Genomic DNA, 12,195 nt, shown 5'->3' with positions numbered 1-12,195 from the left:
CAAAAGACCTCACTTAGCTTTAGAATATAAAACTCCCAATCAAATACATTACAAAAAATCCTTGCCAGTTTTACCTGACAAGGACTATATTTACTAAAAAACTGTCAACCTATTTTAGGACGGGACACCTCATTTATTGGAATTTAAACCAATGTTTTTTCTGGAAAACCAAATAATGCTTTTTCCTTAATTAGTTTAACCACTGAACTTGGAACTAGATTTTCCCATTCGCCCGAACCTTGTTGAATTAAATCCAACACACGATCGGTACGGATTTTCATCAAATTTTCATCATAGGAATGTATGTCTGCCAATTTTTCATTATCCAATAAATATTGGAATAAACCCGTTAGGTGAGCCTCAGGTTGGAAGCTTTTCAAATTGATTAGTTGTCCATTTTCATCCAAGGTAGGATATAAATAAAGCTTAATTTTTAAACCAAATAGGCTAGCAAATGCCGTTAATATGCCCCCCGGATATTGGGTATAATGCTTTTCTTCAAGGATATATTCTAAGTTAGGCATACCCATAATTAAGGCCATTTTTAGGCGACTAAATTTGCTGAGGTAAGCCACTAGTTTGAAGTATTCGTGGAAATTTGAAATCAAGACCGTTTGACCCAAGGAACATAAAATATCTACTCGATCTAAAAAATCTTTTTCATTGATATGATTTCCTTCATTCTCTAAATTCCGAAGGGTTAATTCCGAAACCACACAAATTTTATCGTCATCTATATCAGCCTCATTTTCAAACTGTTTAATTCCTTTTTTGACCATGTCAGAAAAGATATTGGTTACAGGTCTGAATCGTCCACGGATGGCAACAATGTGCTTTTTTGAAAGAGCATCATAAGGTTGCATGACATTCCCGTCTGGCCCAAATAAAGCAGCTTGAGTGAAGCCATGCTTCACTAAGTACAAAGACATCAATCGATTATCTACCTCCTTAAAATCAGGACCTTCAAAGCGAATCATATCAATCTCAATTCGATCAGGAGATAGGTCGTCCAATAATGAAACTAGAATTTTTTCTGGGTCTGCATGATAATGGTAGCAACCATAAATCAAATTCACCCCGATGATTCCTAATGCTTGTTGTTGGAGTATATTGTCATTGTCCAACATATTGATATGTATAACCACATCATTCACAGGACCATTAGGACTTAACTGAAAGCGTAATCCTACCCAGCCGTGTGCATCATTATCTTTCTGGTAATTTAAAGCAGAAACAGTATCTGCAAAGGAAAAGAAACGTTTTTCATCAGCTGACTCCGTCAAACGCACTTTCAATAATTTGAACTCACGATTGAGCATTTTCATCAAGCGCGGCTCACAAACATATTTGCCGGATTCTTCTTCCCCATAAATAGCGTCAGAAAAAGCCATATCATACGCTGAAATAGTTTTGGCTATGGTACCTGATGCTCCACCTGCTTTGAAAAAATTAGCAGCGACATCTTGGCCTGCACCTATTTCTGCAAATGAACCATATATACTGCGATCTAAATTGATCTGAAGGGCTTTTTGTTTCGTCCCTATGGATTTTAATTTGGCAGTCATAGACGAATGAGTTAATTGATTACGAAGGCTACTACTTAGCAAAGTTATATAATTATACTGCTATTTACATGATTTTCTTGAAAACATCCTAACCTATTCAGGCCATCTTTTTGATTTATGATATAAGGTTAGACCTGCCATCGGGCTTTCACTGATATTTCCAACGTGATAACGATTTTTCCGCAACACTTGTTTCAAAATGTCCGAATAATAAAAGGCAACAGAACCCGTGAAATGGATTTTTTGAGTTTCTACTTCGGAATATTTACTAACATACAGTCGGATAAATTCTTGAAAAGCATGTTCTATCATTTGATAACAATACGGATGTTTGCGGTGATCAAACAGAAACTTGGAAAAACCAGCAAACCACCTGTTCGGATATTCTCCTTGGTAAGCTCTAGATAAAATTTCTAGTCGATTTAATTCACCAAAACGTTTAATAAATAAATCGCGAAGATCATTCGGTAGCTCATGATGTAAATAAGCTAATATCAATTGTTTGCCTAAAAAACCACCACTGCCTTCATCCCCAAGCCAAAAGCCTAATGGCGGTATTTGTTCCGTGATGGCTTTTCCATTAAAAAATCCTGAATTGGAACCTGTACCCAATATGCAAGCAATACCAGAATCATCACCACAGAGCGATCTCGCCGCCGCAATTAAATCATTGTCTACTTGAATGATCTTTGCATCAGGGAAATTGGGTGAAAGCCAGTTGCTAATAATTGCTCTTTTGGAATCATCCGTAATGCCAGTTCCATAATAATATATTTCCTCAACCGCTAATTTGCTTAGTTGAGTAAGTACATCCTTTTGAGAAACTTCAATCTCTTCAGGTGTTTGATAATAGGGGTTGATTCCCAAAGAATGAAAACGTTGATATGTTTCATTTGGAGTAGCAATATACCTCCATTCTGTTTTACTTGAGCCACTTTCTATTAGTAGAATCATGAAATTAGGTTAATATGCCAATGGCTTGATATTTGTCAAAAACTTGTGCGGTATGGGGCGCATCTTTTAATTCATTACTCAGATCTTGTCCTGCCCAATGTTCATAATGTTTGCCATTTTTCCAGAGTCGGGAATGGCTCATATCATAAATTTTCCCTTGGAAAGCGACCCAAATTTCAGGGCGATCTTGTCCATTTCTTAAGGCTAACTGTGCCCGTGAATAGTGTGGAAGAGTAGAGTCCAATGTGATTATAATTAGCACGAAACTAAATAAAAAGCATGAAAAGCCGTTTTGTAAGCAAAGATTTTTAATTTTACTTGTTATTTAATGTTACAGGATTTATGAAAAATACATTTCGCGTATTTATTTCCGTCTTATGTTTAAGTTTTTTAGCTGCTTGTAGTAAGGATGATCCTAGCCCAACTCCCCCAACCCCTACACCACTAGTTTCTGATCTCATCAAGAAGGTATGGTCAGCATCCAACATTCAATGGGATGGAAATGTCCAATACGATAAAACAGCTACTTCTAATTTAATTGCAGGTTATGCTCAGTTTAAATTAGATTTAAGTAGCTCTTCCTCCGTTTCTTTAACGGAATACGATGGAAATAAATTTACGGGAACTTATAGTTTGTCCTCAGATAATAAAACTTTGACTTTGTCAAGCTTGAAAACAAGCGATGGATCAGAGCCAACAGGTACTGGAGGAACTTTGGCATTCACTATTTCTGGAGTACCAACAGCCAGTAGCTTGGTGATGGAATCTACTACGGCATACGCAAAAGCAAGTAATAAAAAGATTAGGTTGAGTTTAGTCAATCCTTAATCACAAATTAATCATGAGGCCGCCTCATTGGGCGGCTTTTCTAGTTTATGGAGAAAAGAACAGAAATCGGGTCTTTAGGAGAATTTGGTCTCATTCAACGATTAGCAGAAGGTTTCACATCACATCAACCTTGGACATCTATAGGCATTGGTGATGATGCAGCAGGTTTAGAAGCCAATGGATTTAAAGTTGTTTCTACAACGGAACTTATTATAGAAGGAGTACATTTTGATTTGTCTTATACTCCTTTAAAACATTTGGGCTTTAAGGTTACTAGTTTAGCTCTTTCTGATATAGCAGCTATGAATGCTATACCAGCTCAGCTTTCTGTAGGTCTAGGTCTAAGTAATCGTTTTTCAGTGGAAGCAGTAGAAGAGTTATATGAAGGAATAAAGCTTGCCTGTGAAGAATATAAAGTTGATTTAGTGGGAGGCGATACGACATCTTCTCCCCAAGGATTAATTATTTCCGTGAGTGCCTTAGGCTTAGTCGCAGAAGATCAACTCGTAAAGAGAAGTGGTGCAAAACCCAATGACGTTATCTGCGTGACTGGGGATTTAGGAGGAGCTTTGATGGGATTACAGTCCCTGGAAAGAGAGAAACAGGTATACTTGGCTAATCCCGATATGCAACCTGAACTGAATGAAAAGAATTATGTAGTGATGCGCCAACTTAAGCCGATGGCCCGTTTTGATATCATTCATGATTTAAAAGAATTAGGTGTAGTTCCAACTTCAATGATCGATTGTTCGGATGGTTTAGCCTCTGAAATTTTGCATTTATGTAATGCTTCAGGTACGGGTGCCAGGATTTTTGAGAAAAACATACCGATCGACGATGAGACTTATTTAGTAGCTACTGAATTCAGTATTAGTCCATTGACAGCGGCATTGAATGGGGGCGAAGATTACGAATTAGTATTTACCATAGCGCAAGCAGATTTTGATAAAGTAAGTAAGATAACCGATGTTACAGCCATTGGTTACATGACGGATATTCCTACCGAACGCGTGCTTGTGATGAAATCTGAGCAAGTTGTAGCTTTGACAGCCCCAGGATTTGGCCCACAATAATATGTCAGTAGCTATCATGCAGCCTTATTTTTTCCCTTATTTGGGCTATTTTCAATTAGTTCAATCGGTGGATGATTTTGTCTTTTATGACGATGTCATGTTCATTAAAAAAGGCTGGATAAATAGAAATCAAATATTAATGCAACAACATGCATTTTTATTCACTATCCCCTTAGAAAAACAAAGTCAGAATAAAAGTATTCGAGAATCTAGCATAGCTTGGGGACCTGAATTTCCTAATAAATGGCTGCAACAAGTCCAGTCGGCCTATAAAAAAGCCCCTCACTTTTTGGCAGTGATGGAATTAATTGAGTCTGTTTTACAAAAAAAGCCCACAAGTATTGCTGATTTGGCAGCTAATAGCGTCATGGAAACTTGGCAGTATTTGAACTTAGAAAAAAGATTTCACTTTAGTTCAGAATTGGGGGTTTCAAAAGACCTAGATCGTGCTGAAAGACTCATGGCTATTACCGAAAAATTGGGAAGCAAGGAGTATATCAATGCCAAGAACGGTCAAGAACTATACCAAAAGGAATATTTCGCCGAACAAGGATTTCAATTAAATTTCTTAAATCAATCCTTAGTTCCTTATTCTCAAGGAAGTAAGCAGGATTTTATCCCAGGACTTTCTATGATTGATGTCCTGATGTGGAATTCAAAAGAAGATATCGTATCTATGCTTTCAACTTATTCTTTGATTTGATCAATCAGTATTCCGTTTAATAAATTTACATACTATTTGATTGTAGATTTGTTAACTTTGTTGGAATTCTCTTTAACAGAAAGTTCTGAAAGTAATCGAGTTCTATGTCACAATCTTTACTCCTCAGTAAATACTCCAATACCTTCCTTTCCAGGTGGTTAGTGTTTGCTTTTGATTTGGGAATTGTTGTTTTTTCTTTCTCTGCGGCAACTCTGCTTCGCATGAATTTTCGTTTGACAGACATAGATTTCAATGTTTTTAAGTACCATTTCTTATTTCTTTTTGTCTTTAGAGCTCTTTCATTTTTGTATTTCCAATCCTATACGGGGATAATCCGACATACTAGTATAGAGGATGCCGTTATCATTTTGAAGGCCGTATTTACCGGAACTTTCTTAGCCACCATGCTATCCCTGGTAGTAAGGTATTATTTCAATTTGGATACCATGTTTTACGTGCCTCTATCCATCTTACTTATTGATTTCTTTATCTGCTTATTCTTAATGGTCTCATTGAGGTTTTGGGTTAAATCATTTTATGAGTCATTTATTCGTGAATTCAGGCCTTCTGTAGGGATATTGATTTATGGAGCAGGATATACAGGAATGCTAACTAAAAACGTCATACAAAATGACCGTGGAATTAATTATTCCATTTTAGGTTTTATTGATGATAATGAATCAAAAATAGGGAAGACTATTGAAGGAATTCGCGTGTATAGTTTGGCGGAAGCCATGGACAAGTTTGTGGATAAAACAGAAGGTTTGGAAGTCATCATGGCTATTAATAAAATATCTTTGAAAGTTAAAAAAAGGATAACGGATGTTTTTTTGGATCGAGGAGTGGTTGTTAAAATCTTGCCTCCAGTAGAAAAGTGGGTGGGGGGAGAATTTGCCGTCAATCAAATTCATAATGTAAAAATTGAAGACTTGTTGGGTCGAGATGTTATTCAGATGAATAATAAGCAAGTGGCCGAACAGCTATTCAGTAAAACTATTTTAGTAACAGGCGCTGCTGGATCCATCGGAAGTGAAATCGTTCGTCAATTAGTAGCTTATTTGCCAGCATCCATTATTTTGGTAGATCAAGCAGAATCAGGATTGTTTGACTTAGAATTTGAAATTTCATCGAGTGTTCCCATTAATACTAAATTATCTGTATACGTGGCCGATGTGACGGATCAGAAACGTATGTCTAGGATAATCTCTGCGCATAAGCCTAACTTTATTTTTCATGCAGCGGCTTACAAGCATGTGCCTTTGATGGAAAGTAATCCTTACGAGGCAGTAAGAATTAATGTGTTAGGGACTAAAATTCTCTCAGAATTAGCAGCAGAATATCATGTCGAGCGTTTTGTGATGGTTTCAACCGATAAGGCCGTGAATCCTACGAATGTTATGGGAGCTACCAAGCGATTGGCCGAAATGTATACGCAATCCATGAATAATTTAGAGGGTGTCTCTACCAAATTCATTGCCACACGTTTCGGGAATGTATTAGGCTCAAGTGGATCAGTTATTCCATTATTCAAAAAGCAAATTGAGCGGGGTGGACCAGTGACCGTTACCCATCCTGATATTACCCGCTATTTCATGACCATTCCTGAAGCTTGTGAACTCGTTTTAGAGGCTGCTACTATGGGAAATGGGGGGGAAGTATTTGTTTTTGATATGGGGGATTCAGTTAAAATCATCGATTTGGCTAAAAAGATGATAACTCTGAGTGGCCTTCGGGTAGACCGAGATATTGAAATTAAATATACCGGTTTGCGACCTGGAGAGAAATTGTATGAAGAGTTGTTAAATAACAATGAAAATACCTTGCCAACGCATCACCCCAAGATATTAATTGCCAAAGTCAATACCCCAAGTTATTCCTACATGGAAATTCAATCCAATGAATTAGAACATATTTTGGACCATGGTACGAGTAATCAGTTAGTCTCTAAAATCAAAGATATTATTCCTGAATACAAATCCAATAACTCGGTTTTCGAACAATTGGATAAAGCATCAATCCGTTCCAAGGGTTAGATTTTCAACCACCTTTTTGCTAAAAAGATTGCTCCAATGGTTACAATGGGAGCCGCTAGCACGTCCATGGTATAGTGTACATGCTGTACTAATAGGAGAGCCATGAGTAATACCGTTAATGCATAAGCCCATTTTTTCTCTCTAGGGTTTGGCAAAAAGAAACAGACGAAAACCATGGTGGCTGTATGTCCAGAAAAGAAAAGATCCTTGGTAATGGCTAAATTCTCTCCGTAAATAAATATTTCAGCCAAAGGGTCATGCAAATCCACTAAATTGACGGGTGGATTTAGTGGTATTAAGTAAATACACGTAAGTCGAATTAAGGTTTCAAGGTTGAATGCCCAGGCAAACCAAAGAAAGGTGTTAGGATTTGGAATTAGTCGAATTAGGAGGTAAATAACACTACAATAAATGATGCTAAAAATAGGGTAAGAGACATTCAAGGCGGGAATATTGGCCAAGATGATGTCTTGAATTAACATACCTTCACGCAGCTGAATCCACTGGAAATAATCATCTGCCTTCCATGGGAAAAGCATGAAAACCAGTAAAGCACTTACGAATTTCCATCGAAAAGCACTTTCTTCCCAAGCCCTTGACCAGTTTACTCGAACAGATTGAATATAACTTTTCATGCTTATCTTTGGTTCTATCTATAATTTAAGTCCGCAAAACTACGTTAAAAATTAAAATAATGGAGAAATTGATGAAAAATGCCTGGGTAATTCTCGGAATAGTAATAAGCTTTTCTCATTTTTCATGTGGAAACGCTACAAAAGATAAAATAAATACAAAAATGGCAAATACAGAGTCTAGTCATGCACAACTAGAAACCATCACCTTTGGAGCGGGATGCTTTTGGTGTGTGGAGGCAGTTTATCAAAGAGTAAAGGGTGTTCATTCTGTGGTTTCAGGATATATGGGGGGTAAAATGAAGAACCCAAGTTACCGGGATGTGTGCACCGGTTTGACTGGTCATGCCGAAGTTTGTCAATTGACCTATGATCCTAAAGTGGTGTCCTTCGAGACTTTATTAGAAATTTTTTGGCAAACTCATGATCCTACTACCTTGAACCGTCAAGGGGCCGACGTGGGAACGCAGTATCGTTCGGCTATATTTTATCATACCCCCGCACAAAAAGCAGCGGCAGATCAGTGGAAGCAGAATTTGAATGCAAAGAAAGTTTTCCCGAACCCCATTGTAACAGAAATTGTAGCGGAAAGCACTTTTTATCCAGCAGAAGATTACCATCAAGACTATTTCAATCAAAATGGAGAAGAGCCTTATTGTAAAATAGTGATCAAGCCTAAGATGGATAAATTCTTAAAAGCATTTAAAGACAAATTAAATTAGAATCCACCTTTGTCGTAAAAGCTTCTTCTTCTTGAAATTTTCAGCTCTTGTAGTAAACTTGATTTAACCCGTAAATCGAAGGAATAGTTGCTCGCTCTTCCGTAAAATGGGCTGGCTATTGGCGTCCAGTTGAAGTTTAGCTCCCAGCAGTGTAAGTCCCTGTGTACGGAAATATTGGTATAAGTAAGTCCACTATATTTGAAGTCATATCCAGAACTAAAAGAAAACTTCCATTTCTCACTCAGGCTCAAATCCCCCTGAAAGGTTAAGCCACTGATGTTTTGTGATGGTGCTAATCCCGCACGGTTCATGCTAAATTGATAACTGAATGAAAATGACCAGGGTATATTCCAGTCGACATAATCATCCCGATTTCGGTTGATTTGCTTCAATTGGGCTTCTGATGCATTTTTGCTCACTTTTTCTCCTTGGCCTTTAGCCGGAGCAAATCTTTTGCCAATGGATAAATTAAAGGATTGTAATCGGGCTAAACCCTCTCCTTTAGTGACCATTAATTCAGGAGTTCTTCTTCCTACCACAGCAAAAGACTGATCTGGAACATATAAATATGGATCTAAATTACCTCCTATGTTGATATCAAATTGTTTGATTCTAGAATTGGCATTAAAGGTCAAGTTGGACAAGTTAAATTCCTTAGCGAGTAAATTATAGCTTCCATTAATTCCAAAATTGTCAAGGATATTGATCTTTTCGGATTCTTTGGTAGCTGTATCCGACTTGGTTTTTAATTTAGCTTCCAAGGTATTTTGTATACCAAAACTAATACTTCCCGAAGCGCCTCCATAACTCAGTTGGCGGGGGTCAAAAGTGCTAATTCTACGAATATCTCCTACTTGTTCTTCGCCATTGGTATTGATGAATTTTCTATTGTTAATTCGCACATCTTGGTAATATCCATAAGTAGGGTCTGAATAATCAGGGGTATAACTCAAACTGATACTTGGTGCCATGGTATGACGTACTGCTTGTAATCTACCTTTGCTAAAACGCATGGTTCCATACACACGGGTGTTCATACTAGCAGAAAAGGAAATTTGTGAGCTGAATTTGGGCAATCCTCCTACTGTATCTATTCTCACGGTAGAATCAGACGGCATGTAGGTGTACTTATAGGAACGGGTATACATATTTCCTGACCAGGAAATCCCTGGAGTCAGGTTGATGTAGGGATTGATTTTTATATTGGGTAAAGACAATGGAATGCTGTAATTGAATTTTGTCTGCGCTTTTTCCAATAACATAGGAAGGGTACTGCCATTCAATGGAATAACTCCGGGAGGCAAATCATCTGCATTTTTTGGAATAAAGGGTTTTTGAATAATTCCTCGTTGGCTGTTGGATTCACGTGGGTAGACATCAAATTCATATCGAGTGTATAAATCCGATACTTGGTTAGTCAAACTGACTGTACCTGAAAAGTCCATCCCAATTCTAAATTGATCGATGAATCGATCAGCTATGGCATTCTTTTTCTTGAATGGCTGGAATTGGTTAAGACCTAGATTGAAATCGGTACCTGCATCAAAAACGCGAGTAGTTGTATTTTGGTTGATACGTAGACTGATTCCACTTCTAAAATTTTGCCCGATGGCTTTGGTGTATTGTACAGAAGAACCAATGGTATTAGAAAGGTATTGCTGTGTATTGAAGGTATTGAATTGATTGTAAGAATTCGATGCAATATTAACTGAGGCCGAGAAACTTGAATTACCTAAACTTCTCGGGCTATGAGACCATTGTAAGGCAAAATCTGTACGTGTTGAAGGGCTAAATTCAGAGCCAGAATTATTGCGATTGAGGGCCAAGTTAAATGAGCCTGAATATCGATAACGCTTATTATACTGGGAATTGGCACCTAAACCCCAGCCTCCTTTGGAATAGATTTGCCCTGTGAATCGAATACCAATATTTTCACTAGCTGCCCAGTAATATCCCCCATCACGTAAATAAAACCCACGGCCAGAAGGCTCTTCTCCATATGTGGGAATTAAAATCCCTGATTTACCCGCTTCTTTGGGCTGAGAATAAGGGAAAAAACCAAAAGGTAAACCAATGGGCAGGGGAATGTCGTTCAGTTCAAAATGAAATGGTCCAGAAATGATTTCTTTCTTGCCTACCACTTTAATTTTACTGGCCCGAATGTTAAAATGGGGATGGCTTAAATTACAGGTTGTATATATGGCATTTCGGATGTAGAGGTTTTCTTCTTCATCTTTTTTGACATTTTTTCCTTGGACAAAACCTTCACCTTGTTGGGTGACGATACCTTTGATGATAGCTCTTTTTGATTTGAAATTATAGCGAATTTCATCAGAGTCATATTTGTCGCTTCCTTGAGTAAATACTGGTAGACCCACCATTTTTTTGCTGGTGGTATCAAAGGTTCCTTTGGCATAAACCTCGTTTTTTGCCCAATCTAAGCGGATGTATTCTGCTTCTAAGCTGATGTTACCATATTTTACTTTGGCACCACCATACAAGTTTACTATTTGCTGATCAGCATCTAAAACGGTGGAGTCAACCGCGGAATAAAAGACAGTAGTTTGTAAATCTTGACTCTTGCTAGCAGTGTCTTTTGGAATACTTTTTTGAATTGTATCGGCGCGAACTATTCGTTGAGCATGGACATTAGGTAGGCCTATGCAGGTTAAAATTAAAACAACGAAAAGAAAATAGATGCAATTCTTTATCAAATCAGCGTTAGTTCAACGTTCAGCATGTGAATATCATCAAGGGAATGGTGATAAATTCGCACGTTAATGAACGAAGGATGGAATTTAAAAATTATATTTGTCTTTGTATAAGCATACAAAATTACATCTTTGCGACTTACCTACGTCTAATTCATTAAAATAATGTTTACAGTTCTTAGAGCTTTTGTTGGATTTGCCTTAACATGCTTGTTAATCGCTGCCATACCAAGTCTTCCTGAGCCTACTCGTGCTGCTAAGCGTAACTTGGTTAAAACGATATGTTTGGATGCTGGTCATGGGGGAAAAGACCCGGGATGTTTAGGCCCCAAGGGTGCCCAAGAGGGGAAAGTAACGTTGAAGATTATATTGGAAGTTGGAAAGCGTTTAAAAAGCGAATACCCTGATTTAAAGGTGGTTTATACACGAGATACCGATGATTTTGTAGAGTTAAATGAGCGAGCTAATATTGCCAACCGCAATCGATCAGATTTATTTATCTCGGTGCACTGTAATGCGGCACCCAACAGGGCAGCTTATGGAACGGAAACCTACACGATGGGTTTGCATAAAACAGATGGCAATTTGAACGTAGCCAAACGAGAAAACTCCGTTATTTTGCAAGAGAAAGATTATCAAACTACTTATAATGGTTTTGATCCTAGTTCTCCTCTAGCCCATATCATGATGGCCAATTACCAAAGTGCTTTCATGGCCAGTTCGGTGAAATTTGCGTCTAAAGTAGAAGAGCAGTTTGCGAAAGTGTACAATAGAAAGAGCTTTGGGGTTAAGCAAGCTGGTTTTTTAGTTATTTGGAGAACAGCAATGCCCAGTGTCTTGATTGAAACAGGATTTTTAACTAACCCAGAAGAAGAGGGTTATTTAAATTCGGATAAAGGTCAATCAGAGGTGGCGGATGCTATTGTAGGAGCATTTAAAAAGTATAAGGAAGAAATCGAAAAATAGATTCTGAC

The 12,195-nt window shown here is 37.8% G+C and carries 11 protein-coding genes; 6 read left to right on the top strand and 5 right to left on the bottom strand.

Annotated elements, in window-relative coordinates; translation table 11 throughout:
• Nucleotides 1-143: 143 nt before the first annotated feature.
• The 3 genes from G9H60_RS11375 to G9H60_RS11365 form a co-directional block, all read right to left on the bottom strand.
• On the bottom strand, nt 144-1,565 hold the full coding sequence (locus tag G9H60_RS11375; RefSeq protein ID WP_223144176.1) for a TonB-dependent receptor: 1,422 nt from the start codon (nt 1,563-1,565) through the stop codon (nt 144-146).
• A 93-nt stretch (nt 1,566-1,658) separates the two neighbouring features.
• Nucleotides 1,659-2,519: an N-acetylglucosamine kinase gene (locus tag G9H60_RS11370; protein WP_223144175.1), complete on the bottom strand. Its 861-nt coding sequence runs from the start codon at nt 2,517-2,519 to the stop codon at nt 1,659-1,661.
• A gap of 4 nt (nt 2,520-2,523) precedes the next feature.
• Nucleotides 2,524-2,763 carry a cytochrome b5 domain-containing protein gene (locus G9H60_RS11365; protein WP_223144174.1) on the bottom strand — a complete coding sequence of 80 codons (240 nt, stop codon included), beginning with the start codon at nt 2,761-2,763 and terminating at the stop codon, nt 2,524-2,526.
• Between the two features lie 98 nt (nt 2,764-2,861).
• Between G9H60_RS11365 and G9H60_RS11360 the strand changes: the two genes are divergently transcribed.
• From G9H60_RS11360 to G9H60_RS11345, 4 genes are all read left to right on the top strand, one after another.
• Nucleotides 2,862-3,347, top strand: a complete 486-nt coding sequence (locus tag G9H60_RS11360) for a hypothetical protein (protein WP_262900025.1) — start codon at nt 2,862-2,864, stop codon at nt 3,345-3,347.
• A 47-nt stretch (nt 3,348-3,394) separates the two neighbouring features.
• Nucleotides 3,395-4,420, top strand: a complete 1,026-nt coding sequence (gene thiL, locus G9H60_RS11355; protein ID WP_223144173.1) for a thiamine-phosphate kinase — start codon at nt 3,395-3,397, stop codon at nt 4,418-4,420.
• Between the two features lies 1 nt (nt 4,421).
• On the top strand, nt 4,422-5,123 hold the full coding sequence (locus G9H60_RS11350) for a WbqC family protein (RefSeq protein ID WP_223144172.1): 702 nt from the start codon (nt 4,422-4,424) through the stop codon (nt 5,121-5,123).
• Between the two features lie 104 nt (nt 5,124-5,227).
• The gene (locus tag G9H60_RS11345; protein WP_223144171.1) at nt 5,228-7,156 is read left to right on the top strand and encodes a polysaccharide biosynthesis protein; all 1,929 of its coding nucleotides are present in this window, start codon (nt 5,228-5,230) and stop codon (nt 7,154-7,156) included.
• Here the strand turns inward: G9H60_RS11345 and G9H60_RS11340 are convergent.
• Nucleotides 7,153-7,791 (bottom strand): phosphatase PAP2-related protein, encoded by a 639-nt coding sequence (locus tag G9H60_RS11340; RefSeq protein ID WP_223144170.1) that lies wholly within the window; start codon nt 7,789-7,791, stop codon nt 7,153-7,155. The genes G9H60_RS11345 and G9H60_RS11340 overlap by 4 nt on opposite strands.
• 161 nt (nt 7,792-7,952) lie before the next feature.
• Between G9H60_RS11340 and msrA the strand changes: the two genes are divergently transcribed.
• Complete coding sequence (gene msrA / locus G9H60_RS11335) at nt 7,953-8,510, top strand: peptide-methionine (S)-S-oxide reductase MsrA (RefSeq protein ID WP_262900024.1); 558 nt, start codon at nt 7,953-7,955, stop codon at nt 8,508-8,510.
• On the opposite strand, the gene G9H60_RS11330 is transcribed toward msrA, so the two are convergent.
• Nucleotides 8,507-11,224, bottom strand: a complete 2,718-nt coding sequence (locus tag G9H60_RS11330; protein ID WP_223144169.1) for a putative LPS assembly protein LptD — start codon at nt 11,222-11,224, stop codon at nt 8,507-8,509. The genes msrA and G9H60_RS11330 overlap by 4 nt on opposite strands.
• A gap of 162 nt (nt 11,225-11,386) precedes the next feature.
• Between G9H60_RS11330 and G9H60_RS11325 the strand changes: the two genes are divergently transcribed.
• A complete protein-coding gene (locus G9H60_RS11325; RefSeq protein WP_223144168.1) occupies nt 11,387-12,187 on the top strand; it encodes an N-acetylmuramoyl-L-alanine amidase family protein in 801 nt (266 codons plus the stop codon).
• The last annotated feature ends 8 nt before the right edge of the window (nt 12,188-12,195 follow it).

Origin of the sequence: Aquirufa aurantiipilula (genome assembly GCF_019923745.1) — a bacterium.
In the GTDB taxonomy this organism is placed as follows: Bacteria; Bacteroidota; Bacteroidia; order Cytophagales; family Spirosomataceae; genus Aquirufa; species Aquirufa aurantiipilula.
Note: the sequence above shows the minus strand (reverse complement) of the source record. Positions and strands in the feature narration are given on the sequence as shown.

Bases quoted from the DNA above. Each gene is read 5' to 3' on its own strand.
- thiL (WP_223144173.1), top strand. From the start codon at position 3,395: ATGGAGAAAAGAACAGAAATCGGGTCTTTAGGAGAATTTGGTCTCATT.
- G9H60_RS11350 (WP_223144172.1), top strand. From the start codon at position 4,422: ATGTCAGTAGCTATCATGCAGCCTTATTTTTTCCCTTATTTGGGCTAT.
- G9H60_RS11340 (WP_223144170.1), bottom strand. From the start codon at position 7,791: ATGAAAAGTTATATTCAATCTGTTCGAGTAAACTGGTCAAGGGCTTGG.
- G9H60_RS11370 (WP_223144175.1), bottom strand. From the start codon at position 2,519: ATGATTCTACTAATAGAAAGTGGCTCAAGTAAAACAGAATGGAGGTAT.
- msrA (WP_262900024.1), top strand. From the start codon at position 7,953: ATGGCAAATACAGAGTCTAGTCATGCACAACTAGAAACCATCACCTTT.
- G9H60_RS11375 (WP_223144176.1), bottom strand. From the start codon at position 1,565: ATGACTGCCAAATTAAAATCCATAGGGACGAAACAAAAAGCCCTTCAG.
- G9H60_RS11360 (WP_262900025.1), top strand. From the start codon at position 2,862: ATGAAAAATACATTTCGCGTATTTATTTCCGTCTTATGTTTAAGTTTT.
- G9H60_RS11325 (WP_223144168.1), top strand. From the start codon at position 11,387: ATGTTTACAGTTCTTAGAGCTTTTGTTGGATTTGCCTTAACATGCTTG.
- G9H60_RS11345 (WP_223144171.1), top strand. From the start codon at position 5,228: ATGTCACAATCTTTACTCCTCAGTAAATACTCCAATACCTTCCTTTCC.